Annotated in this window: 25 protein-coding genes and 1 pseudogene; all 26 read left to right on the plus strand. The window is 42.1% G+C overall.

Going from position 1 to position 24,213, the window contains the following annotated elements:
- Nucleotides 1–53 precede the first annotated feature (53 nt).
- Nucleotides 54–1,550 (plus strand): type I restriction-modification system subunit M, encoded by a 1,497-nt coding sequence (locus JD108_RS03250; protein WP_198828545.1) that lies wholly within the window; start codon nucleotides 54–56, stop codon nucleotides 1,548–1,550.
- Nucleotides 1,540–2,733, plus strand: coding sequence for a restriction endonuclease subunit S (locus tag JD108_RS03255; RefSeq protein ID WP_198828546.1), 1,194 nt, complete (start codon nucleotides 1,540–1,542; stop codon nucleotides 2,731–2,733). Before JD108_RS03250 ends, JD108_RS03255 begins: the two co-directional genes overlap by 11 nt.
- Nucleotides 2,734–2,748: 15 nt before the next feature.
- On the plus strand, nucleotides 2,749–5,817 hold the full coding sequence (locus tag JD108_RS03260) for a type I restriction endonuclease subunit R (protein ID WP_198828547.1): 3,069 nt from the start codon (nucleotides 2,749–2,751) through the stop codon (nucleotides 5,815–5,817).
- A gap of 32 nt (nucleotides 5,818–5,849) precedes the next feature.
- Nucleotides 5,850–6,068, plus strand: a complete 219-nt coding sequence (locus JD108_RS03265; RefSeq protein WP_198828548.1) for a YdbC family protein — start codon at nucleotides 5,850–5,852, stop codon at nucleotides 6,066–6,068.
- A gap of 11 nt (nucleotides 6,069–6,079) precedes the next feature.
- Complete coding sequence (locus tag JD108_RS03270) at nucleotides 6,080–6,382, plus strand: hypothetical protein (protein ID WP_198828549.1); 303 nt, start codon at nucleotides 6,080–6,082, stop codon at nucleotides 6,380–6,382.
- A gap of 243 nt (nucleotides 6,383–6,625) precedes the next feature.
- Nucleotides 6,626–7,780, plus strand: a complete 1,155-nt coding sequence (locus JD108_RS03275) for an IS4 family transposase (protein WP_198826839.1) — start codon at nucleotides 6,626–6,628, stop codon at nucleotides 7,778–7,780.
- Between the two features lie 757 nt (nucleotides 7,781–8,537).
- Nucleotides 8,538–8,684, plus strand: a complete 147-nt coding sequence (locus tag JD108_RS03280; protein ID WP_228728288.1) for an aspartyl-phosphate phosphatase Spo0E family protein — start codon at nucleotides 8,538–8,540, stop codon at nucleotides 8,682–8,684.
- Between the two features lie 110 nt (nucleotides 8,685–8,794).
- A complete protein-coding gene (locus tag JD108_RS03285; protein ID WP_198826671.1) occupies nucleotides 8,795–9,988 on the plus strand; it encodes a transposase in 1,194 nt (397 codons plus the stop codon).
- A gap of 243 nt (nucleotides 9,989–10,231) precedes the next feature.
- Nucleotides 10,232–10,405, plus strand: a complete 174-nt coding sequence (locus tag JD108_RS03290) for a hypothetical protein (RefSeq protein ID WP_198828550.1) — start codon at nucleotides 10,232–10,234, stop codon at nucleotides 10,403–10,405.
- A 158-nt stretch (nucleotides 10,406–10,563) separates the two neighbouring features.
- Nucleotides 10,564–11,835, plus strand: a complete 1,272-nt coding sequence (locus tag JD108_RS03295; protein WP_198828551.1) for a site-specific DNA-methyltransferase — start codon at nucleotides 10,564–10,566, stop codon at nucleotides 11,833–11,835.
- Nucleotides 11,836–11,852: 17 nt separating this feature from the next.
- Complete coding sequence (locus JD108_RS03300) at nucleotides 11,853–12,014, plus strand: hypothetical protein (protein WP_198828552.1); 162 nt, start codon at nucleotides 11,853–11,855, stop codon at nucleotides 12,012–12,014.
- Between the two features lie 73 nt (nucleotides 12,015–12,087).
- Nucleotides 12,088–12,816, plus strand: a complete 729-nt coding sequence (locus JD108_RS03305) for a transposase (protein WP_198828553.1) — start codon at nucleotides 12,088–12,090, stop codon at nucleotides 12,814–12,816.
- 404 nt (nucleotides 12,817–13,220) lie between these two features.
- On the plus strand, nucleotides 13,221–13,823 hold the full coding sequence (locus JD108_RS03310; RefSeq protein WP_228728289.1) for a tyrosine-type recombinase/integrase: 603 nt from the start codon (nucleotides 13,221–13,223) through the stop codon (nucleotides 13,821–13,823).
- A 174-nt stretch (nucleotides 13,824–13,997) separates the two neighbouring features.
- Entirely contained in the window at nucleotides 13,998–14,597 is a 600-nt protein-coding gene (locus JD108_RS03315) for a hypothetical protein (protein ID WP_198828554.1), read from the plus strand.
- 61 nt (nucleotides 14,598–14,658) lie between these two features.
- The gene (locus tag JD108_RS03320; protein WP_198828555.1) at nucleotides 14,659–14,910 is read left to right on the plus strand and encodes a hypothetical protein; all 252 of its coding nucleotides are present in this window, start codon (nucleotides 14,659–14,661) and stop codon (nucleotides 14,908–14,910) included.
- A 138-nt stretch (nucleotides 14,911–15,048) separates the two neighbouring features.
- Nucleotides 15,049–16,599: a phage terminase large subunit gene (terL, locus tag JD108_RS03325; RefSeq protein WP_198828556.1), complete on the plus strand. Its 1,551-nt coding sequence runs from the start codon at nucleotides 15,049–15,051 to the stop codon at nucleotides 16,597–16,599.
- 155 nt (nucleotides 16,600–16,754) lie between these two features.
- Nucleotides 16,755–17,900, plus strand: a pseudogene (locus JD108_RS03330) (IS4 family transposase).
- Between the two features lie 254 nt (nucleotides 17,901–18,154).
- Nucleotides 18,155–18,550, plus strand: coding sequence for a zinc ribbon domain-containing protein (locus JD108_RS03335; RefSeq protein ID WP_198828557.1), 396 nt, complete (start codon nucleotides 18,155–18,157; stop codon nucleotides 18,548–18,550).
- An 83-nt stretch (nucleotides 18,551–18,633) separates the two neighbouring features.
- Nucleotides 18,634–19,929, plus strand: a complete 1,296-nt coding sequence (locus JD108_RS03340) for a phage portal protein (protein WP_198828558.1) — start codon at nucleotides 18,634–18,636, stop codon at nucleotides 19,927–19,929.
- Nucleotides 19,919–20,311, plus strand: a complete 393-nt coding sequence (locus JD108_RS03345; protein ID WP_198828559.1) for a hypothetical protein — start codon at nucleotides 19,919–19,921, stop codon at nucleotides 20,309–20,311. The genes JD108_RS03340 and JD108_RS03345 overlap by 11 nt, the downstream gene beginning before the upstream one ends.
- A gap of 197 nt (nucleotides 20,312–20,508) precedes the next feature.
- Complete coding sequence (locus tag JD108_RS03350) at nucleotides 20,509–21,123, plus strand: DUF4355 domain-containing protein (RefSeq protein ID WP_198828560.1); 615 nt, start codon at nucleotides 20,509–20,511, stop codon at nucleotides 21,121–21,123.
- Between the two features lie 27 nt (nucleotides 21,124–21,150).
- Nucleotides 21,151–21,981, plus strand: a complete 831-nt coding sequence (locus tag JD108_RS03355; protein WP_198828561.1) for a phage major capsid protein — start codon at nucleotides 21,151–21,153, stop codon at nucleotides 21,979–21,981.
- A 269-nt stretch (nucleotides 21,982–22,250) separates the two neighbouring features.
- Complete coding sequence (locus JD108_RS03360) at nucleotides 22,251–22,559, plus strand: phage head-tail connector protein (protein ID WP_198828562.1); 309 nt, start codon at nucleotides 22,251–22,253, stop codon at nucleotides 22,557–22,559.
- Nucleotides 22,560–22,561: 2 nt separating this feature from the next.
- Nucleotides 22,562–22,837, plus strand: a complete 276-nt coding sequence (locus JD108_RS03365) for a hypothetical protein (RefSeq protein ID WP_198828563.1) — start codon at nucleotides 22,562–22,564, stop codon at nucleotides 22,835–22,837.
- Between the two features lie 11 nt (nucleotides 22,838–22,848).
- Entirely contained in the window at nucleotides 22,849–24,000 is a 1,152-nt protein-coding gene (locus tag JD108_RS03370) for an Ig-like domain-containing protein (protein WP_198828564.1), read from the plus strand.
- A gap of 64 nt (nucleotides 24,001–24,064) precedes the next feature.
- Nucleotides 24,065–24,196 (plus strand): SHOCT domain-containing protein, encoded by a 132-nt coding sequence (locus JD108_RS22650; protein WP_323958397.1) that lies wholly within the window; start codon nucleotides 24,065–24,067, stop codon nucleotides 24,194–24,196.
- Nucleotides 24,197–24,213 lie beyond the last annotated feature (17 nt).

The following is a 24,213-nucleotide window of genomic DNA, read 5'->3' on the forward strand; positions in this document are numbered from 1 at the left end:
GGATTGTGGAATAAGACTATTGAACTATACATTACGATAGGAGCAATATGATCATGGCAAAAGAGAACCTTGTTACTAGTTTAGAAGACAAACTATGGGCAGCAGCCGATAAACTAAGAGGCAGTATTGCCGCTTCCAAATATAAAGATGTCGTACTTGGCATCATTTTTCTTAAGTATATCTCTGATCGCTTCGACCAGCGCTACAAAGAACTTGTTGCAGAAGGTGACGGATTTGAAGACGACCGCGATGAATACGAGCGTTTCAATGTATTTTATGTACCTGAGAAAGCTCGCTGGAAGCATATCATTGAAAACGCAACAAAGCCGAATATCGGTCAAATCATTGATGAAGCCTTTATCGCGATTGAAAAAGAAAACAAAAAGCTTGCCGGAGTTCTGCCCAAGATTTATTCTGGCGCAGATGTTGACCAACGCAGAGTTGGCGAAGTGGTCATGGTATTTGAAAACGCTGATACCTTGCTGATTGAAGAAGACGCGCTCGGTCGTGTCTATGAATACTTCCTTGGCAAATTCGCATTCATGCTCGGGCAAGGCGGCGGCGAATTCTATACGCCAAGCAGCGTAGTAAAACTGCTTGTCGAAATGATCGAACCATACGAAGGAACAATCTATGACCCATGTTGCGGTTCAGGCGGCATGTTTGTTCAGGCACAGAAGTTCGTGAAAGCGCATGGCGGCAATGCCTACAAGTTATCCGTCTATGGTCAAGAACTCAATGCGGAGACTCGCAGACTTGCAACAATGAACCTTGCCATTCGTGGGATCGAAGCAAATCTTGGCAAAATTCATGCGGATACATTTCACGACGATCAATTCAAAGATGAAAAATTTGATTATATTCTAGCCAATCCCCCTTTCAACATCAGCGATTGGGGACAAGAAAGCCTGTTGAATGACCCTCGTTGGAAGTGGGGTATTCCGGCTAAAGGAAACGCCAACTATGCTTGGCTATCTCATATCCTCACGAAATTGAAACCTTCAAAAGGTGTCGCTGGTGTTGTTCTGGCGAACGGTTCTTTGTCGTCCCAAACTTCAGGTGAAGGCAATATTCGGGCGAAATTCATCGAAGAAGATTTGGTCGATTGCATTGTGGCATTGCCGGATAAACTCTTCTTTACCACAGGCATTCCCGTTTGCTTGTGGTTCCTTCGTCGCGGCAAGAAACGGAAAGGCGAAGTCCTCTTTATCGACGCTCGTGATAAAGGAACGATGATCAGTCGTAAACTGCGTGAACTTGAAGATAATGAAATCAAAACTATTGCGGATACGTACCACAAGTGGCTGAATAATGATGGCTATCAAGATGAAGTGGGTTTCTGCAAATCAGCTACACTGGCAGATATCCAGAAGCATGATAATGTCCTCACTCCCGGTCGATATGTAGGCGTGAAAAAAATTACGGACGATGAGCCGTTTGAGGAAAAGATGGAAAAGCTGGTTTCCGAGCTTGCAGATTTGATGTCTGAGTCTTCTGTGTTGGACGAGAAGATCAAGAAAAGTCTGGGGGCTATCGGGTATGAGTTTTGATGGATGGAAAGAACAGACATTAGATGCTGTATTAGAGTTTTCTAATGGAAAGAAACGACCAAAAAACGATGGTTCAATTCCTGTCTATGGTGGAAATGGTGTTATGGATTATTGCAGTCAAAGTAATGCTGAAGGAGAAAATATTATTATCGGTCGGGTTGGAGCTTATTGTGGAAATGTATACTACGAGAATCAACCTTGTTGGATTTCAGATAATGCAATTCTCGCTAGACCTAAAGATAATAATGTAGGGAAATTTCTATATTATAAATTAATCAATTTGAATTTATCTAGTATGAGAATAGGTAGCTCTCAGCCGCTACTTACACAATCAATCTTAAAAGAAATTGTTACCCAGATTCCAAATAAATCAACCCAGCAAAAAATAGCATCCATCCTCTCCGCTCTCGACGACAAAATCGAACTTAACAACCGCATGAACAAAGTTCTGGAGCAAATGGCTCAGGTGATCTTCAAGCAATGGTTTGTTGATTTCGAGTTCCCGAATGAGAACGGTGAACCTTATAAGTCTAGCGGCGGCGAGATGGAATGGTGCGAGGAACTTGGGAAAGAGATACCAAGGGGATGGCGAGTTGGAACGGTATCAAATCTTGGAACAGTTGTTGGAGGTGGTACACCTTCTTCATCAAAAGAAGAGTTTTATGCTGACTTAGGAATTCCATGGATTACCCCGAAAGACCTATCCATGAATAAAAATAAATTTATTTATAGAGGATCTCGTGATATTACGGAAGCAGGTCTCAAAAATAGTGCAGCTAAATTAATGCCGGAGGGTACGGTATTATTTACTTCCAGAGCTCCTATTGGATATATTGCAATTGCTGGAAATTCAGTAACAACTAATCAGGGATTCAAATCTATTATACCGGATGACGAAGTAGGGACTGAATTTGTATATTGTTTTTTAAAAGAAAATCTTTCAGCAATAGAAAATATGGCGACTGGTTCAACCTTTAAAGAGGTTTCAGGAAATGTGCTCAAAAATATACCTGCACTGTTACCTGAACCTAATTTAATAAAGCAGTTCTCTGAGATCGTCAAAATTCACAATGATAAGATTAAAAATAACGAAAAACAAATCGATTATTTATCCTCTCTCCGCGATATCCTTCTCCCAAAACTGATGTCCGGAGAAATCGATGTATCCGAAATTGAACTATAGATTGGCGGTGATTCCATGTTTACCGAAGATAGCCTAGAATCGGTCGTACTCGAACTGTTGCAAGACGATCTGAACTATACCATACAGAACGGCTATGACTTCGTGCGCGACTATCATTCCGTTGTGCTGGAAGATGACTTGCGCGAAGCACTATTTATGCTGAATCCTGATCATCCCGAAGAAATAATTGAAGCTACACTTCGCAAACTTTTATATATTGATGATGCTAGTCTTGTAGCTGCCAATCAACAATTCTACAAATATCTCATTGAAGGTGTAAGTATTGAAGTTTACGGCGAGGACATCCCCTCCTGCATTGTGAAGGTTATCGACTTTGACCATCCGCACAACAACACATTCAAGGCGATCAACCAGTTCACAGTCATTCACAAAGCAGAGAAGCGACCGGACGTTGTTGTGTTTGTAAACGGCTTGCCGCTCGTCGTCATTGAGCTAAAATCAGCGGTTCGGGAAGATGCGACGATTCATGATGGCTATCTTCAGATCAAGACGTATCAGGACATCATCAAGCCATTGTTTCATTATAATGCCTTCAGCATCATCAGCGATGGTGTGAATGCGCGATTTGGTTCCATTACGGCTGACTACGACCGTTACATGCAGTGGAAGCAAGTGGATCTTCATTCCCCTATTGTCGATGAACCGCATATTGCTCAGATCGGTACGCTGATCAAAGGCATGCTGCATAAAGAGCGATTGCTGGATATCATTCGCAACTTTACTTTCTTCGCTGGCGGCAAAGCCAAGATCATAGCAGGTTATCATCAGTATTTCGGTATGAAAAAAGCCATTGAAAGTGTTATTCGTGCGATTGATGGAGATAAGCGCGGCGGTGTCGTTTGGCATACGCAAGGCTCAGGGAAATCTTTTTCGATGGTCTTTTTGTCTGCCGGACTGATTCATCATTTGAATAATCCCACGATTGTAGTGGTGACGGATCGCATTGACCTCGATGAGCAAATTCATGGCACATTCAGTAGTGCAGCGGATTTCCTACGCCAAGCGCCAGTTCGTGCCGAGTCTCGGGAGAACTTGATTGAATTGCTGGAGAACCGTTCTGTTGGCGGTATCTTTTTCACGACGATACAGAAATTCACCGAAGAAACAGGCTTACTCTCGAATCGTCATGACATCATCGTCATTGCGGACGAGGCGCACCGTTCCCAATACGGCATCGACCCCGATATCAAGATTGACAAAAAAACGCTCGAAGCCGAGCTTGTTTATGGCTATGCCAAATATTTGCGTGACGCATTGCCGAATGCGACTTTTATCGGTTTTACCGGTACGCCGATCAACTCGAACGATAAATCGACCATCGGTGTATTCGGCGAACTGATTGACGTGTATGACATGACGCAAGCGAAGCTGGACGGAGCAACCGTCGATCTGCATTATGAAAATCGCTTGGCTAAGGTGCATCTTGATGAGGGTATCCTCGATCAGATTGACCAAGAGGTCGCCAACATTCAGGCGCAAGGACTGACTCCTGAGAAAATTGAGAAGCTGAAAAAAGATCTTGTCACAATGGAGGCAGTCATTGGCGATGAAGACCGCCTCAATCTAGTTGTAGACGATATTCTCGCTCACTACGAAATACGCAAAGATATGCTCAAAGGCAAAGCGATGATTGTCGCCTACTCTCGCAAGATTGCTTATCGTGTGTACCAGTTGATCAAAGAGAAGGCACCTCATCTTGCCCCACATATCGGGTTGGTCATGACCGACAGCAATAAAGATACACAGGAGATGCGAGATATTGTCGGCAATAAACAGCATCGGCAAGCACTCGCCAATCAGTTTAAAGATGAACACAGTGACTTCAAAATCGCCATTGTTGTCGATATGTGGCTGACTGGCTTTGATGTCCCCTGCCTTGATACCATGTACATTGACAAGATCATGAAAGAACACAACCTGATGCAAGCTATTGCAAGAGTAAACCGTGTCTACAAAAACAAACAAGCCGGATTGATCGTTGATTATATCGGACTGAGCAAATATCTCAAAGAGGCGCTCAACACCTACACCAACCGTGACCGAAACAGCATTCCTGAGATTGAAAAAGCCAAGGAAATTCTCATGACCGAAGTGGAGATTCTGGAAGGAATGTTCCACGGCTTCGATTTCAGCGCATATATGAATGCAACACCGAAGGATCGATTTGAATTGATTCAAGACGGCGTTGAGCATGTCCTAAAGGAAAGAGCAAAGGAAACATTTCTAAAGCACGTGGCAAGGCTGCAAAGCGCCTACAATATCTGTGCAACTTCGCTGGATTTCACTGTGCGAGTTCAGGTCAGCTTCTTTATTGCGGTTAAATCGTTCATCGTAAAAGTGGAACGTGACGGCATGCCGAATGTCGAGGAATTCAAGAAAAAGATTACCGCCATGATTGAACAAGCGATCATTAAAGATGGCGATGAAGTAGTGTCAATATCAGCAAAGAAAGAAAAAAGCCTTCTTTCGGTTGAAAACCTGCAAAAAATCATGGCGATGAAGCGAAAAAATGTCGCTGCGGCCATTCTTAAGAAACTGATCGACGATAAAATCAAATGGTTCGAGCAGACCAATATCGTGCGTGCCGGGTTTTTCTCCGAGAAGCTAAAGAACATTGTTGAACGGTACAATCAAGCAGAAGATATCAATGTCCTGATTACCGAGATGATCGATATAGCCAAAGAAATCGAATCCTCGATTAACGAAGGCATAGATATGCAGTTGTCACCCGAAGAACAAGCCTTCTATGATGCTCTTGCCAAGCCTGAACTTGTGAAAGTGCATTACCAATCGGATGTGCTTCGGGAGATGGCGAAGGAACTCATTAAGTTGATCAACGAAAACAAGACGCCGGACTGGTACAAACGCAACGACGCCCGAGCCAATATGCGTTCTCTCATCAAGCGAATGTTGAAGAGGTACAAGTACCCGCCGGATGAGATTCCAGATGCGACTGAATTGGTTATCAAACAAGCTGAGTTGCAAATGAAGTACAATTTGTATGATTCACATATGGACAACTATAACCATTCAATGGCTGCTGAAAATAAGGCAACATATTGAGTCACAGAATGATGATGAAAGGAGTAGGCATGATGGCCGATATCAAATACACGATTACCCAGCACATTGGCATTCTATCCGAATCATCAAAAGGATGGAAAAAAGAACTTAATCTCATAAGCTGGAACGACCGTGAACCGAAGTTCGATATCCGTGAATGGTCACCAGAGCATGAGAAAATGGGAAAGGGTGTCACTTTGTCGAAGGAAGAGATTGTAGCGTTGCGGGATTTATTGAATGGGCTGGTGTAAAGGAATTCAAAATGAAATTTAACGAACTCGAATTAAAAAAGCTGATGAAAAAAGATTTTAATGCTCTTACAATTGAAGAAAGGATACAGGTCGATATCCTTAATTTTATTCGTACCATTCATCTGAACAAACAAGACTTTTATTCCGTCAGCCTTGATTCCAAATATTATGGTGATTTACCAATGACATTTAAAAAGAATGCTAACTGTTTAATTGGTCATTGCAGGGTTTTAATAAAAGATGAAAATAGATATTATGATTATTTGTTCACTGAAAATGGATATGAGCGGTTGAATGATTTATTGAAAGAATAAGCAAACGACACCATTTTCCAAAATACTACAATAACAAATAATTTTGCTGTAAAATTGTAACTGGAGGTTTATTCCTTCAGTTTTTTATTTTTAATCAATAGCGTTGCATTAAATTCGAACCCTTCTCTGTTATTCTAAATTGTGCTAAAAATGTTAAATTAAAGACGTCCATTGCAAGAAAAAATCTCCATAATTAGGGTAGCAGGTAGTCCTGTCCAAATCCCTAATCATAGGAGATCACGCATGGACAAGGATACACTACTTTCGTCATTTGGTAAATGGGTTGCACCCTTAAATGCAAAAATAATTTCCGACTGGACCACAGAAACCGGCGAAGACAAGTATGTGAAGAAGCTTACCACTCTAGCGTACCTTCTCATCTTCATGGACGCTCAGCTGAATCAGCGCAAGGCTTTGCGGGACATTGTCACCGAAATTGAGAATAACGAAGCCTTCCAGAAAGAACTCGGCATCACCTCCATCAGTATTTCGCAGCTTTCCAGGAAGAACAACAAGCTGTCGCCGGAACTTTTACAGCAGCTATTTGTCGATCTGGTCGCTCAGGTCACTCGCATTCGCACGCCTGCCGCTGGGCGAGTCGGTACGGTTAAACTGCTGGATTCCACGACCATGAGTCTGTGTCTTAGCAAGTACAAGTGGGCAACGTACCGGAAAACGAAAGCCGGCGTGAAACTCCACTTACGCGTGACCTTCTGTGATCCGGATACGGTCTATCCGGAGAAGGCCGTGCTCACTCCGGCCAAGCCGTCAGATCGCACCCAAATGGATGCGCTCATCGATGAAACCGGCGCTACTTATGTATTTGACCGCGGCTACGTGGACTACGAGAAATACGACCAGTACTGCTGGGATGGAGTCTTCTTCGTTACTCGGTTGAAAGACAATGCTATTGTCGAAGTGATGGATGAATTTCCAACAGCGGAAGGCTCGGTCATGACTCGGGATCGCATGGTGAAGATCGGCAAAGGGGCCAAACAGATGAAGCATGTTCTTCGCCTCATCGAAACCGTCGATTTAAAAGGAAATCCCATCCGAATCATAACGAACCGATTCGATCTGACCGCTGAAGAAATCGGCGACTTGTACCGCAATCGCTGGAAGATTGAAACCTTCTTCCGATGGTTGAAGCAGCATCTGAAGTTGACGCGATTCTACGGTGAAGATGAAAACGCCGTATGGAACCAGATCCTGATTTGCCTGATTAGTTACTGCCTTCTGCTCCTGATGAAACTGGAGCTCTCGACAACTAAGTCGCTGCTTGATCTAAGCCGACTACTAAAATCGAATCTCACCAAGTCGTGGGAAGTTTTTAAAGCGGCTGTATTTCGAAAACCAGCACGCACTTCGAAAGGTCGGCAGAAGGTCGTGAAGAGCTAAGGCAACGCAAAGCAAGAAAAGGTAATCAGCACCTTGAAATCCTATATATTACCAAATGGACAATGACTGCCTTGCATGCATAGCCCCCTTAACTTTTTAGCCTATACGGCGGCAGGTCCGTTTTCAGAAAATTCTATAAACGATAGAAAAGCAATGTTTATGCAACGCTATTGATTTCAGTTATAAAATCATCAAGTTAAATATCGATTCAAATTGCCGAATTTTTAAAATGGCAAATATCTATGGGAACTTTGGTCACTCGACGAGATATGAAATATATGTGGATATGAATGATGGCAATAATACAAGACGGCGTTCCACTTTACTCCATGCAGAAAGATACGGTAGAAGTCAAATATACGAACGTATTATCTGTGTATGATAGCACCGACATTTTTTGACATTATTCGGCATCAAGTAGTACAATAGTACTATGAGGTGATGCTAATGGATGACAATCTACTTAGACAGTTGCACCAATTAGATCGTAAAGATGAGATGAGAGAAAACTTGCTTTTCAAGTTAATTGATGAGACTCTACATGAGAGAAAGAGTCAGAGTTGGCTAAAAAGATTACTTAGAAAGAAGAAACATATAAAACCGAGGGCAAGGAAATAATCTATCTGATCATTTTATCAGATGGCATTTTTATTTCCTGATATGTGACATATTTGCGAAATATTGAAACAAGCAATTGTGTTGATAAAAGAACAATAGTAAAATAGCCCCAAAATGACATTTATTTGGGGTACTACTGTTGGATATTGTTGACTTAGAGTCCAAAATTGAATCACTTCGCCAAAAAATGATTACTACCTATATATTGTATGGTTCTTTAACCAGTTCTGATGTGTTAGAGATAAGTCAAGAACTGGATACTCTGTTGAATGAGCATTTTGCATAAATCTAAGCCCTTGATAGGCAAGGATTTTCAAACATAAAAAAGGGACTTCACCCCGACTTGGAGAAGTTTTCAAGTGATCAAACCAGAAAACCCAAGGGGGGGAAGTCACCTTGTATATTCTCCAAGAAAGTCTGTTTTCCTTCGAAGAACTACTAAAAATGCAATCCAAAGAGCGATTGCCGATCTTTTTTGGTGTGCTGGATCTTCGTCCTTACGCCAAGGAACTAAGAAGTCGTTCACCCCGAGGCGCTGACGGTCATTGCAGGGAAGGTATTTTGCGGGCGCTTTTGGCGGCACCAATTGAGCACATTCATACGTTTACCGCCCTGCATCATCGCTTGGAAACCGACCTTCGTTTTCGCTACCAATGCGGACTTTCGCTTGATCGTGAAGCACCGTCTGTCTCCACATTAAGCCGAGTGTTTGCCGAACTTACAAAGAAAAACTTAGCTCAGCAACTGTTTGAGGATTTGGTCAAACGCTGCCAGGAAGACGGAGTCATCGACGGCAGTCACGTGGCGATCGACAGCGCCGCCATCCATGCTTACGAAAAGAAGCAGCCCAAACGCAAAAGCGAGCAAACCGGCAATGCAAATTGGGGCGCGAAGTTCGATTCTTTTGGCAACAAGATCACCTGGTTCGGCTATAAGCTCCATCTTGCTGTCGATACGAAAAGCGAGCTGCCGTTAGCGCTGGAGATCACGCCGGCGCATGTAAACGACGGCGAAAAGGCACCTGGTTTGATTCGAAAAATCGCCTCCAAAGCCAATACGCGATTTTTCATGCTTGATGCGGGCTATGATCAACTGAAAGTGTACGAAGCTGCCCGCAATGTGAGAGCGCAAGCGATCATTCCGCTTAACCCACGCGGCGAGAAGGAACCGCCTGCCGGGTTCACATCGAACGGAACGCCTTGCTGCTCGATGGGATTCGCGATGACCTATTGGGGAGCCGACGGAGATGATTTGAAGTTTCGTTGCCCGCACGCAACAGGCAAAGTCGAATGCCCGCTAGGCATGGCTGCATGCTCGTCTTCCAACTATGGCATGGTGGTCAAAATTGACATAAAGGATGACCTACGGCGATTTAGCAGCCCGCATCGGGATACGAAGCGCTGGAAGGAGCTATACAACGAACGGACAAGTGTGGAACGTTGCAACTCCAGATTAAAATCGTATCTCACAGCGAATGACCTGCATGTCTGGGGCATCCAGAAAGTGACGACACATCAGTATTTGAACGCTATCGTACTACTTATATCCGCCCTTGCCGCCGCTTGCAAGCAAAAGCAAATAGCTGCTTAAAAACGGAAAAACGAAAATTCTGCAGGTATGCCCATTTTTGGAAATGAACCTATTTCATAACCAAAGAGCCTTCAGATTTTGACTTTCTGTAACTAAAATCGGAATTATGCAAAATGCTCGAATTGTTATGAAAGGCTAAAAAACAATAAAGAATGTAATTGATGCAACTAAAAATTAATTTAGTAAGGGAACTTTGGTCATTCGACTAGGGTTCTCTTTTTTATATTGAAAGGAGAACACAAGATGGAATTATTACTATTGCTTGCAAAGGAAACATTGCGATTCTGTGTTGGGTTATATGGTTTTTGTGTAGTAGTTTTTGTTGTGAAAGTTTTAAGTGAAGGACTTGAAGGGCTGGTGAATTGGATTGGAAATAATATTTTTGGAAATCGAAGCTCTGATTCCCTACGCAAATAATGCCATAACCTGTACAGCGACTTGAAATTTTTCCTTTTTCATATTCAAAATCATCAAGGTAAATATCGATTCAAACCATCCAAAATTTAAAATGGCAACTATCAACGGGAACTCTGATCATTCGACCAGGGTTCTCTTTTTTGAAAGGAGACTATCCATTGCAATTTGTAAAAGTAAAAATCGATCAATTGAAACATGCAGAGTATAATCCAAGAAAGGATTTAAAACCGGGTGATGCTGAGTTTGAGAAGATTCGGAAGAGTATATCGGAATTTGGCTATGTGGAACCGATTATTGTCAATCAGGATTATACAATCGTGGGTGGCCATCAACGTGCTAAGGTGTTAAAGGCTCTCGGATACGATGAAGTGGACTGTGTGCTAATTGACGTGGACAAGACGAAAGAAAAAGCACTTAACATTGCGCTTAATAAAATTACAGGTGAATGGGATTTTGAAGCTCTCTCCTCCCTACTCGATGAATTGAAGTCTGAGGATTACAATATTGAACTTACTGGCTTTGATTTTTCTGAAGCGGAGCGATTGATGGATGAGTTTATTAAGAGTGATGAGCCGGATGAAGAAGATGATTTTGATGTTGACGAAGCTTTGCCGGATGAACCGCTTACACGCAAAGGTGATGTGTGGTTGTTGGGGAAGCATCGGCTGCTTTGTGGAGACTCGACCAATGAGCAAGATATGGCGTTGTTGATGGACGGTAGGAAGGCAAGGTTGATTGTCACCGATCCTCCCTACAATGTAGATTATACCGGCAAGACGAAAGATGCACTGAAAATTGAAAATGACAAGATGGATAATGACCAGTTTTATTATTTCCTATTGGCAGCTTATAGTCGAATGTATGAGAACGCTGATGACGGAGCGAGTATATATGTTTTCCACGCTGATAGCGAAGGCTTGAATTTCAGGAAGGCGTTTATCGAGTCTGGATTCAAATTGGCACAATGTTGTATTTGGACGAAGCAAACGATGGTAATGGGAAGGCAAGATTATCACTGGCAGCATGAACCTATTCTATACGGTTGGAAACCAACAGCCGCGCATTACTGGAATGCTGATCGAAAGCAGACGACACTCTGGCAGTTTGATCGTCCGTTTCGGAATGAATACCATCCGACTATGAAACCGATTCCGCTCATCTCCTACCCGATCAAAAACTCAAGCAAAATTAGCGATATAGTCCTCGATCCATTTGGCGGTTCAGGCTCAACGCTTATCGCTTGTGAAGAAACGGATCGGATTTGCTATACGATGGAACTTGACCCCAAATATGCAGATGTCATCGTAAATCGCTATATCGCTCATGTTGGCAGGGATAGCGGCGTATTTTTGATTCGGGATGGCGTGAAGATTCCGTATCAAGAAGTGGTTGCTGAGTCGACAAGATCAGAGGTATTATGTGCTGACTAAACCGAAAGGGTGAACCTATGGGCAAGGCAAAAGTGAAAATGGTTATACGGTTCCTCAAGGGAATGCAAGCCGAGAAGGTCAACGTGCTTGGGGAAGATGAAGCCAAGGCTGATGTTGAGCAAATTCAAAAGGTGATCGAAGATATTGAGTTGTTTTATGAAGCGGAGTTGGAAGATTAAAATGGCGTGATGATTGAAGGGATGGCTGATTTATCGGCTCTCCCTTTTTCGTTTGACTGGAGGTGATGTGGTAATGAGGAAAGGAAAAGAGAATAAGAAAAGGATAACCTTATACGATACAGTTATTTTGCCACGCTGGGATGAGATTAAGCAATGGGTCAAAGAAGGCCTGACCGATGAAGAGATTGCGTCACGTTTGGACATGACCTCATGGACATTGAGAGAATACAGAAAGCAGTACCCTCAATTTGCAAAAATGATGGAGCGACCAACCAAATGGGAAACGGTCATACTGCCCAATTTATCGGACATTCAAAAATGGATCGAAGCCGGTGTTACGATTGATCAAATATGTGAAAGAATCGGTATTGCACCGTCATCTTGGTTCGAATATGTAAACAAGCATCCTGTACTGAAAAACTTAATTGATTGGAGCCGGTCTGTTACTAATTCTCGGGTGGAAAATTCACTTTTGAAAGCAGCAATGGGTTACGAATACGAGGAAATCAAGACGATTGTAGAAGAGGACAAAAATGGAAAAAAACGCACCCGGATTGAAAAAGTAAAGAGACATATGCCTCCGAACCCAACTGCCATTGTGTTCTGGCTCAAGAATCGTTCGCCGGATGAATGGAATGATCGCCGCGAACTTGTTGTGGATACGAAGGCGCTGGAGCAGGAACGCAAGAAGCTGTTCCTCGAAATGATCGAAGCCGATGTGCTCGACGCTGAATACGAGGCTATTGAAGAGTCCTGCCATACAGAGGAAGGATTCGAGGAGCCGGAGGACGAGACTCCATAAGGTTATGTCGTCAGTAATTCAATAGATAAATGCCAAAATCGTCGCCAAAACAGCCCCAAAATCGCCCGAACTGACCGCATAAAAGAGGTTATGTATTGAGTTGACTGTCTCCCCCGCCAACGGTATCATGTCACACAATGAAGCGAAAGGTGGGGGCGATATGCCGTATTTACAGGCGTTTGAGGCGCATTTACGTAGCAAAGACCGGAGCGAGAATACGATTTTCTGCTACATTCGGGACGTAATGCAGTTTAACGCTTGGTATCGGGGCAAAACGGAATATGGATTGGACAAGTTGATTGAACTCGACGGTGTGGAGTACAAAAAGCATTTGCAAGCCAGCAATTTTGTATATCGTTTCCATTAACCGAAAGCTCGCCAGTATCAACGTATTTTGCCGGTGGATGCTGAAACAAGGCCATATAAAGGAAGAAATACGGATCGAAGCGGTACGGAACCGAGATGTTCGCCAGTACAAAGGAATTGAGGATAAGGATTTATGGAAGCTGCGGAATGAGATTCACCGACACGGCAACCGAATGCACATTGCAATTATCGAAATATTGATCGGAACCGGCATCAGGGTAAGCGAATTGGTTGGAATCCGGCTACAGGATATCGAAATCAGCGAACGTAAAGGATCATTGAGGATACAAGGCAAAGGAAATGCCCAGCGAACCCTTCCGATCAATAAGGATGTTCGAAAAGCAATTCAGCGATATATAGAGGTTCGACCGACTACGGAATCCGAATACTTGCTGATTGGACAGCGAGGAGCATTGGAACGGAATGCGATCAATTTAATCCTGAAAAAGTACGGTGATCGGGTTAAAGTTGAAGTTACTCCTCATATGCTTCGGCATACGCTTGGGTATAGACTGGTAAAAACGACACCGCTGACGACGATTCAGCAAATTTTCGGCCACGATCATGTATCCACAACGAATATTTACACCCTTACTACACAACAAGATATGGAATTGGCATTGACGAATATTGAGTGGTGATGAGCCACTCTTTTTGTCGTTGTATGGGCAGGGGCACTTCGAACGGTGAAAATTGAGCCGACAGCAAAGGGAGTGGAAATTTTTGTGGTGATTTTACGGTGGAAACTCTTATTTGGTGTATAATAGAGTCGAAAAAGATAGAATCATATTGGGATTTTGGAAAGGGTGTAAAGAGTGGGTTTTGAAATTCCTCTGCTCGATCAGATAATATCTTTTCAAGATATCATTGAATTAACCGATGAACAACGAGCGATTATACTTGAAGTTTCAAAAAACAAAACATTTGAACAGTGGATTGACATTGAATCGGGTGTGAAAATTCCATTGCATCCTGAACAGCGAGAAACGGTATTGAGATTGAAGAATGGCTTAGTAGCCGCGAAAGATAAACGTGAATTGGTTAAGGGTGACACAATTATTTTTACCCGACACGCAAGAGAAAGAATTGCTGTTCGTGTAGATAAATTTTCGAAAGAAGCTCCACCTACATTTGAAAGTATTTTACTTGTTGTTCAATTGGTTATTGAAAGTGATTTTGTTGATGATCATGCTGAATGGAAAGGATATCCGAAGCTCGCTTACACCTTAGTACATACTGGATATGGTGAAAAATTCAAAATTACAGTTTCCTTTGAAATGGTCGATCAAGAACATATAAAAGTGATTACAGTGAGTAATGAGCATATTAGTGAACTGACGGCTTCTCTAATGGAACTTCCAGAAATTAGCGATAAGCTTCGAGAATTTAAACGCAGTTTGCTTGGTCTTGATTGATGATGTTTATACACTGTTCAGATGTGTTATAATAACGATATCGAGGTAGGGAGGGGTTACGATGGGTATTGTAGCTGAGAAAATTCGTTGCAGATGTGGAACTCCAATGCAAGAAATTGTAAAGGACATATCTTGGAGCGATTCCAATGGAAACAAGTATACCATACGTAATGTTCCAACTCTCTGTTGCAATAAGATTGGTTGTTATGAGGAATATACCTCCTCTGGTGTGCAAATCAATGTATCAATTCTGGCAGATGAGATGCGAAAAGGTACTTTGCCAAGAACTGTTGAATATGAAGAACGATTTTAACTATATACTTGAATAAGCCGATGAACACTTCGTAATGTTGCTGTTCTCGGCTTTTTTGTTTGTACTAAGAAAGGAGCCTCTACCATTGAAACAATAAACCAAGAACAACAACGCCAAACTGAACTGCTCAAACAATACATGGAGAAGTATTTCAAGCCACCGAAAATCAAGCAACTGGTGGAAACCTTCTCCTTTTCCGAGCTTCGCAAATTAATCGGAGAGATGGACATCGAATTCTTTGCGCTATGCTACTTCCCAAAATACTTTGATCGCCAGTTTGGCAAGTTTCATAAAGAATTATTCGCAGAGTTAAAACATATGCTGGCTAATACAGGACTGATTACGGCTTTCGGACTTCCTCGGGAACACGGAAAGTCAACGATCAGTTCTTTTTTATTTCCACTATATGCGACTCTGTACGATAAATCGCAGTTTACGTTGATTGTCTCAAGTACGGAGCAGGGCTGTTTGCCTTTCCTCGATATGATAAAAGACGAATTTGAAACCAACCAATTGCTGACAGAGGATTTTGGAGTTCGAAAAGGAAACCGCTGGAACAATAACGAAATATGGATTCGAAGTAAAAGTGGTATTGATTCCTGTATCGCCATCAGGGGTATAGATGGAAGTTTGAGAGGAATTCATTACAAACACCTGAGGCCTCAACTGGTACTTATGGATGACCTACTTAAGGAAGATACAGCACGATCTGAAGCCAAGCGAGAACAGATCAAAAATACATTCACAGATGTCATCCTCCCCATCGGAACAAGGGACACGAATATTCTTATTTGCGGTACAATTTTAAACGAAGAAGACCTGATGGCTGATCTACTCAAAGGTAAAATACCTGGTGTCAGAAGTATCCGAAAGTCGGCTGTAATTCAATTTTCGGAACGAGATGATTTATGGTCAGAATGGGAAGTCAAATATAACAATTTACAAGACGAGGACAGAGTCAACACGGCTCGGTCTTTTTTTATTGCCCATAAAGATGAAATGCTCGAAGGAACCGAAATATTGTGGCCAGAATATCTGGACTACTACTATCTCATGTGCAAGAAACAAGCGATGGGCGAAAAATCGTTTTACAAGGAACTTCAAAACAATCCGCGATCAACGGACGATTATATATTCCAGAACATTATGTATTGGGATCGTCTTCCGGAATTTGAAGAAATGGAAGTAGTCATGTACATTGACCCTGCGATCAAAGCGGGTAAAAAGAATGACTACTCTGCCATATCAATAATTGGTCAGCATCGAAAGACAAAGCAGATATATGTGATTGACGGTAATGTTTATAAACTGTTGCCGGATGATCTTTTTCAACAGGCTATTCACAAGTTATTCACATATCCTGTGGATAAAATTGGATTTGAAGTAAATCAGGCTCAGAGCTATATGAAGCAAAAATTTGAAGAGCAGCTATGGAAGGCTAAGATATACACGCCTGTTGAGAGTATAAACTCCAAAGGCCAGAAACATGAGAGAATCATCAGCTTGGAGCCGGATGTGAAGAAAGGGCATATTCTATTCAATTCTGCGAATATCCGATATAACAATCAGATCAAGGACTATAACCGAAATTGTAAATTTGATGATGCGCCAGATAGTTTGTATGGGGCTGTACAGTTGATTCAATCGGTAAAAAGTCTGAAGTTTTATGATCGGAGTTTGCTTTTTTGAAAATTAAAAACGGTATCACTAGCGTTGCATTAATCTTTTCATACCATTCAAAATCATCATAACTTTCAGCGTTCAAGTGTTCTCAGGCATAAAAAAATCCTTTACACTGGAAAGGTCAGGTAGTTCCTGTCCAAATCCAACGCAAAGGATAGACCATGGACAAGAATACCCTATTTTCTTCATTTGGTAAATACATTTCACCCATTAATATTGTGAAATTTCAACAACGGATAGACGAAACGGATCAGGACAAGTACGTGAAAAAGTTAACGACCAAAGCATATCTACTCCTGTTTTTGCATGCTCAACTTCAGCAACGAGAAGGACTCCGAGCCATTGCAGATGATGTTTTATCAAAGAAATTCCAGCGAGAGTTAGGACTGTCGTCGATTAGTCCCGCTCAGCTTAGTCGCAAAAACAATCGAGTAGATCCAGCTTTGCTTGAAGAAATATTTGTTGACCTTGTAGGGCAAATTCAGAGACACTCGGGCAACACGTATTCCCTTCGAAAAGACATGAAAATCATTGATTCTACAACGATTGGGCTGTGTTTGCAGAAGTACAAATGGGCAACTTTCCGTAAAACCAAGGCTGGCATCAAACTTCATCTTCGTCTCGTCTTTGCCGACTAGGGGGATGTGTATCCTGAAAAAATAACCATCACGGGTGCCAAGTCCAATGACCGCACTCAAATGGAATCGTTGATTGATGAGATCGGTATGATGTACGTCTTTGATCGAGGGTATGTGGATTATGAAAAATTTGATGAATACACGGACAAAGGCATCTTTTTCGCTTCTCGTCTAAAAGATAACGCCGAAATCCGTCATCTTTATGAATTCAAAATCCCCTTGGAAAGCTCCGTTTTATCGGATTCCATGATCCTTCTTGGAACGCCTCAAAAGCGGGTAGATAACGTGCTGCGACTCATTGAAACGCTTGATTCGAAGGGAAATCTCATTCGAATCATTACGAATCGGTTCGACCTGGAAGCAGAAGAACTCAGCGACATCTATCGTTGGCGTTGGCAAATTGAGCTGTTTTTCAAGTGGATAAAGCAGCATGTAAAGATCAAGAACTTCTATGGAACGAGTGAAAATGCGGTACGAAACCAAGTATTACTCGCACTCATTGCCTACTGCCTGTTGCTCCTTGTCAAACTGGAACAAAACAGTCAGCACAGCTTGTTGCAGATCAGGAGATGGCTAAAAGTGTTTCTTTGGCAAACGTTCGAACAATGGATAGGTAGAATGAATTACCAGTCCAAACGAACATCCAGAGGGCGACAGAAAAGGAATTAGGTATTGGTTGCTGTTATCACGATTGTAATAAATGTATAAAACTACCAAATGGACAGTGGCTACCTTTTGCTTGGTTGCTGCCGTTTTTGGTTGTGTAGCTGAAAATGTCATTCAGAATACTTTGACAAATTACGAACGCATTTTTTATGCAACGCTAGTGAAACGGTATATATTTAGGTAAAATTATGGAGCTAATGAAGGATTTCCTATCACTATATCGAAATATTATTCACTAAGCTATTGGGGGAATAACCATGTATCAAAACAAAATAGCTATGATCGCTGCAAATCCCAAATTAGTTGGGAAACTATGTGATCTTATTGGTTCGATGCCTAATATTGACTTTCCGACAATGGGTGGCAAGGTGTTTTGGGATACCTTAGCTGAGTCAGGTGGCTGGAAGCTTCAAAAAAATAAATTAACCGATCATTGTAGACTAATCGATCCTAGTAATATTAGAAGAGCATGGGGATCAGAACGAGCTATGATGAGTGCTTTGGAGAGATTGCAACCATCAACTCCTGTTTCAAATGATTATACTCCGGGATATACATCAAATTCTGAATCAAGAAAGGTATTTTGCCCAAATTGTGGTCAGAAAGTACCAGAAGGTAGATTTTGCAAAGAATGTGGATCGCGAATGGATTAACTGATTGTGTATTTAGTAGCAAGTGTCTTGTGCCTGTGTCCTATGGATGCAGGTTTTTTATATTTCTGAAAGGAAATGATGCAATGCAAATAACCGAATCAATCATATTAGAGTGTCTAAACGAACTCAATCAAGCCGCGCTAACCAAACAGAAATATTTGGATTACTACAACGGCAATCACGCTATCTTGAAGGATTACGCCATGCAGGAGAGCCGAAGTAACCGGAAGCTTATCTTTAACTTTCCCCGCAAGTTCGTGGACAATGAGGTAGGCTATCTGCTTGGCAAGCCAGTGAATTACGTTTCAAAGTCGGACAATGATACCGTCATCCATAAAATCGATTTACATACGAACCATTGGGATAAGGAGCATAACATTAATCTTCGGAAGCAAAGTGAAATCTTCGGTGAGAGTTACGAACTGAATTACGTCGATTCCGATGGGCAGTTTTCGGCCATGGTACTCACCCCACTCAATGCTTACGTCTTGGAAGACGGAACCGCAGATCGAAATGTACTGCTTGGGCTACATAAATTTACCCGCAGATTTGACGATAAAGTTTACTTGGACATTTATACCGGCAATGAAATCTTACATTATGAAATTGTCAACGGCAGCGATAATCACAGTAAATCACCAGAGCTAAAATATATCGATAAGCACAATCACATCTTTGGAAGAGTCCCCCTTATCTCCTGTCCAGCGAATACGGAGAGAAAAAGCGGCTTCCAAGATGTGATTTCTCTTTTTGATGCCTATAATGCTCTGAACTCGGATCTCGTCAACGAAATTGCCGATCATCGCAACGCCTATTTGGTCATCGAGAACGCAAAGCTGGAAGCCGAGGATTTATTGAATATGAAGAAAATGGGCATCATCCAGGTTCCGGCTGGTGGTAAGGTTTCATGGTTGACCAAGGAGATCAATGATTCCTTCGTTAAAAATGAACTCGATAACATCGAACGAAAAATTTTCGACATGATGGATCAAGTCAATTTTAACGAGAATTGGGCAAGCAATACCTCCTCCCTAGCTCTTCGGAATAAACTGCTCAATCTCGAAAATCGAGTGGCTATGAGAGAAGCCTTCATGGAAAAAACAATCAAGCAACGGTTACGCAATTTCTTCACCTATCTCCTGAAAAAAGAAGGAGTACAGTACGACTATCGGGATATTGCAGTCAAGTTTACCCGCAATTTGCCAACCGATTTGACGGGGCTTGCTGATATCATTGTGAAGTTGCAACAGGTTGTATCTCAAGAAAGTTTGCTTTCCCTCTTACCTTTTGTAGAGAATCCAAAACTGGAATTGAACAAGTTTAAAGCCGAACAGCAACGATTAACCGATATGACTGAGGTAGTTCCGAATGCAGAATAAAAATAAAATCAAGCAACTCGTTAAAAACAATTGTGCTTGCTATCTTGGTGATAAGCATGGCATTTCGAATTATTGCTGTTGGAAGGATGGATCGTGCGAATTTTTCGGACAAGAAGAACCTCTTCCTCATTGCGGGTACTTTGAAAATGGAGTGTTGCCAACAGACGACAAGCTGGAACGAGAATATAAATCAGAGCGAAGTATGGACGTTGAGAGAAAGACAGCCAAGCCGAAAGTGAACTGTCAGAAATGTGGGGAGACATTTTCGGCTAATTCTAACCGGCAGCTGTATTGTGAAAAATGCAGGAAAAAGAATCATAATGAAAAGTCAAAATTACGGATGCAGCAGATGAGAAAAAACAGGCTTGATGTTACGCTTTAGGGGTTCAAAAAAGCTATATAAATCAAGGATGGCAAATACCCAAAATAGAGGGGCTGGTATGTTTGTACCTATTCCTCACTTTTTTACTTTCTAATGCGTAACTTGACTGTCCTGAGTAAGACATTAAACTGCTCCAAAAAAATTGATGCGTGTTCGGTTCTACGGAGTCGAATGGGCTATAAAGGAGACTAATGATAATGAATTTGGAACAAGTGAAGCAATTTATTGAGGAAAACAAAACGAATGAGGAATTGCAATCGTATCTTCAGGGCTTGAATCCTTACAGCGTCGAAGGTATCGAACGGTTTATTCAATCGAACAAAGAAGCCAAAAGTTGGTTCGACAGCACAGTCGATAAGCGGTTAGCGAAATCGCTGGAAACATGGAAAGCGAATCATTTGGAAAGCCTGATTTCCGAAGAAATCAAGAAACGTTTCCCCGCCAAAGATGAAAAGGAGATCGAAGTCGAACGTTTACGGGCAGAAATTGAAAACATGAAGCAGGAAAAACTCCGTGAACGATTGACCAGTCAAGCCATCAAAATAGCCAGTGAAAAGAAACTTCCACTCTCGTTAGTGGATTTTTTTATTGGCGCAGATGAGGCAACCACGACTGCCAATCTGACTGCACTCGAACAATCATTTCAATCGGCAGTACAGCAACAAGTGGAACAACGGCTGAAAGGTGAAGGTTATACGCCTCCTGCTGATTCAACAAGAAAGACATTTACGCTGGATGCCCTCAAGGGAATGTCCCAAGATGAAATCAACAAGAATTGGGAGCAAGTGAAACAGGCATTACAAAACAAATAAAACGCGAAAGGACAAGGTGATTAGAATATGTCAGTTACTAATTTTATTCCTACAATCTGGAGCGCAAGGCTCAATGAGAACTTTAAGAAAAATCTGGTTTATGGAAATGTGGTCAATACCGATTATGAAGGTGAGATCAAAGGTCAAGGCTCCACCGTTAAAATAAACTCGATTGGAGCTGTAACCATCGGCAATTATGATAAGTCAATTGGTATCGGCAATCCGGAAGAACTCGACTCTACGCAAAAGAATCTGGTCATCGATCAAGCCAAGTTTTTCAATTTTCAGGTCGATGATGTGGATGCCGCGCAAGCCAATGTTGATTTACTCGATGGCGGAATTCAAGAAGCCGCTTACGGACTTGCGAATGTCGTTGACCAATATATTGCGGGATTTTACACCGAAGTGAAAGCCGAAAACGTGATTGGCAGTGATACTACGCCCGTTGTTCCAACCAAAGACACGGCTTATGACCTGTTGGTGGATTTGGGCGTGATTCTGGATGAAAACGATGTGCCTGAAACCGACCGATTTGTCGTCGTTCCGGCGTTCTTTTACGGATTGCTCGTCAAAGATCCTCGATTTACAAAGGATGTCAATGTGATGAGAACGGGCTTTGTCGGCAATATCGATAACATGGCGGTCTACAAATCCAATAATGTGCCAAATAACGCAGGAGCCAAGTATAAAATCATGGCGGGTCATAAGAGTGCCATTGCTTTTGCTGGACAAGTAGACTCAGTTGAAGCGTATCGTCCAGAGAAGCAATTCTCCGATGCGATCAAAGGTTTGCAAGTGTTCGGAGCCAAGTGCATCAAGCCTGAAGGATTGGCTGTGCTTACGGCAAACAAGTCCTAATCGAAAATACATTATTTATAGACGAAATACGTTCGGGGTATCCGTTTGGGATGCCCCATTTTCATTTTTTTTGGAGGTGGCTAAGCCATGTGGCTTTTGAACAAGGATACAGGACTAGTTTGGGAAGTAACGGATAACGAACTCATCCGTCGACTCACCGCAAATGAGCGCTATGAAGAAACGAAACGACCTCAGGCCGAGGATCAATCGCCGTCGAAAGAAGAAACAACTGAACCCAAATCCACATCGAATGTTAAGAGGCCGACATCATGAGCGACCAATTGGATTTGTTAAAGCGATTATTAAGTATGGATATATCAGACAACACGTTCGACGATATCTTAACCCATTATCTCGATAAAGCCAGAAGCAACATCCTCGGTTACTGCAACATTGATGATCTTCCCTCTGTTTACGACAGTGTTGTGGTCGATTATGCTGTCTACCTGTATAAAAATCGGGATTCGGTCGGATTCACTCAAAAGCAGGAAGGCGAACGATCAGCCGCTTATGAACCAGGTATCCCTTCAAGCATCCGACTCGCTCTTCCTCTTCCGAAAATTAAGGTGGGGTACTGAGAATGTTCTACGATACGAGAATGGAAATTGTAAATTCGGCAGATTTTACAACGCTGAAAGAAGTAGATGCGGATGTCCAAGCTTATCATAAAAGCATTACTTTTGAAGATGGATATACATTGGAAATGACCCATCGCGTCTTTTGTCCCAAGGATTCCAGTTTGCAACTGTACCGTTACGTCCGAATCAACGAGTACATTTACATCATCTTGGACTTGAAGGAATGGAGCGATTATCTAGAATTGTTTTTATACCGTTGTAAGCCGGATTTTGCATAGGAGATGAATTAATGACACGAAGTATAGAACCGCTAATGGACTTTTTCCTTCGGGAGAAAGGGGAATCAGTATCTGTTAACGGTGTGCAGTTGATGGCTCTCATTCGGGATGCGACAGATAAAATACAATCAACAGATGAAAAAATCATCCGATCAGCAACACCGCTTCAAACAGGTGATTTTATTGATTATCGAAATGAACGATACTTACTCACAAGTCAGATTGATCAGAATAACAATTCGTGTCGCGGCAGAATGCGTACATGCAATTATAGCATAGCGTTTAACTTTAATGGCAACGTGAAATGGTTTGATGGGATTGTGGAAGGTAAAACCTTTTCCATTGACGCTGGTAATATCATTTCGATGCCGGATGGAACGATAACCGTTATCCTCCAAGACAATGCGGATACAAGAGATATTGCTTTAAGCCAGCGATTTTACAATACCCATCAGCCATTTAAAGTCAAAGGCATTGATCGCACTGTTAATGGAATCATCAAGCTCAGTTGTTCGCTGGATTCTATCTCTACCGCTTATGATGATGTCGAAAATAATATTGTAGATCGTTGGAAATATGAAATTGCTCATACATACGCTTTAACCATAGATAACAGGACAACAGCCAATGTGCTGATCAATGATATTTTACAATTGAATGTTACAGCTACGGATAATGGGAGTCCGATGGTAAATCCGGCGATTACCTTTACCTCATCTGATTCGAATGTGGTTAGCGTGGATAATAAGGGTATGGTGATGGGGGTTGAAGCTGGGCAAGCAACAATTACAGCTGCGTTGACATATCATCCGACTGTTCAGGCTACGATTCAGATTACAACCGTCGAAACGCAGACACATACATATACGATATCGATTACAGGCAATCCAACCATTAAAGTCGGGCAAAGCGCATCTTACGTTAGCCACATCTATGACAATGGCATTGAAGTATTTGATCAGTCGGTCGTTTGGAGCTTGCGGAATCAAGATAATTCGACTCCCGTTATGGGAAGCATCACTGCCAGTACAGGAAATAGTGCAACCGTGAAAGCCGGAAGTAGCAGCAGTTACTACAATAAATACATCGTGTTGACAGCCACGCTATCAAGCGATCCCACAGTTACCATTGAAAAGACCATTCAGCTTAAAAGTCTAATCTAACCACTGAACATACGGCTTGCCCTCTTGGGTGAGCCATTTTTTATTTAAAAGGAGGCAACTACATATGCAAAGAAAATCCATCGATTACATGCTCAGTTTGAGCCTATTGAAACAACTGAAATCCCAAAAATTGATTACCGAAGAGGAATTTTTGGAGATTGATATGCTAAATAAAAAGTCCTTTAGCAGCGTGTAGTTTTGGCAGAAATGAGT

Source organism: Brevibacillus composti, assembly GCF_016406105.1.
In the GTDB taxonomy this organism is placed as follows: domain Bacteria; phylum Bacillota; class Bacilli; order Brevibacillales; family Brevibacillaceae; genus Brevibacillus; species Brevibacillus composti.

Coding starts and splice junctions, on each gene's coding strand:
- JD108_RS03250 (WP_198828545.1), top strand. CDS start 54: ATGGCAAAAGAGAACCTTGTTACTAGTTTAGAAGACAAACTATGGGCA.
- JD108_RS03255 (WP_198828546.1), top strand. CDS start 1,540: ATGAGTTTTGATGGATGGAAAGAACAGACATTAGATGCTGTATTAGAG.
- JD108_RS03260 (WP_198828547.1), top strand. CDS start 2,749: ATGTTTACCGAAGATAGCCTAGAATCGGTCGTACTCGAACTGTTGCAA.
- JD108_RS03265 (WP_198828548.1), top strand. CDS start 5,850: ATGGCCGATATCAAATACACGATTACCCAGCACATTGGCATTCTATCC.
- JD108_RS03270 (WP_198828549.1), top strand. CDS start 6,080: ATGAAATTTAACGAACTCGAATTAAAAAAGCTGATGAAAAAAGATTTT.
- JD108_RS03275 (WP_198826839.1), top strand. CDS start 6,626: ATGGACAAGGATACACTACTTTCGTCATTTGGTAAATGGGTTGCACCC.
- JD108_RS03290 (WP_198828550.1), top strand. CDS start 10,232: ATGGAATTATTACTATTGCTTGCAAAGGAAACATTGCGATTCTGTGTT.
- JD108_RS03300 (WP_198828552.1), top strand. CDS start 11,853: ATGGGCAAGGCAAAAGTGAAAATGGTTATACGGTTCCTCAAGGGAATG.
- JD108_RS03305 (WP_198828553.1), top strand. CDS start 12,088: ATGAGGAAAGGAAAAGAGAATAAGAAAAGGATAACCTTATACGATACA.
- JD108_RS03310 (WP_228728289.1), top strand. CDS start 13,221: ATGCTGAAACAAGGCCATATAAAGGAAGAAATACGGATCGAAGCGGTA.
- JD108_RS03320 (WP_198828555.1), top strand. CDS start 14,659: ATGGGTATTGTAGCTGAGAAAATTCGTTGCAGATGTGGAACTCCAATG.
- terL (WP_198828556.1), top strand. CDS start 15,049: ATGGAGAAGTATTTCAAGCCACCGAAAATCAAGCAACTGGTGGAAACC.
- JD108_RS03335 (WP_198828557.1), top strand. CDS start 18,155: ATGTATCAAAACAAAATAGCTATGATCGCTGCAAATCCCAAATTAGTT.
- JD108_RS03340 (WP_198828558.1), top strand. CDS start 18,634: ATGCAAATAACCGAATCAATCATATTAGAGTGTCTAAACGAACTCAAT.
- JD108_RS03345 (WP_198828559.1), top strand. CDS start 19,919: ATGCAGAATAAAAATAAAATCAAGCAACTCGTTAAAAACAATTGTGCT.
- JD108_RS03350 (WP_198828560.1), top strand. CDS start 20,509: ATGAATTTGGAACAAGTGAAGCAATTTATTGAGGAAAACAAAACGAAT.
- JD108_RS03355 (WP_198828561.1), top strand. CDS start 21,151: ATGTCAGTTACTAATTTTATTCCTACAATCTGGAGCGCAAGGCTCAAT.
- JD108_RS03360 (WP_198828562.1), top strand. CDS start 22,251: ATGAGCGACCAATTGGATTTGTTAAAGCGATTATTAAGTATGGATATA.
- JD108_RS03365 (WP_198828563.1), top strand. CDS start 22,562: ATGTTCTACGATACGAGAATGGAAATTGTAAATTCGGCAGATTTTACA.
- JD108_RS03370 (WP_198828564.1), top strand. CDS start 22,849: ATGACACGAAGTATAGAACCGCTAATGGACTTTTTCCTTCGGGAGAAA.
- JD108_RS22650 (WP_323958397.1), top strand. CDS start 24,065: ATGCAAAGAAAATCCATCGATTACATGCTCAGTTTGAGCCTATTGAAA.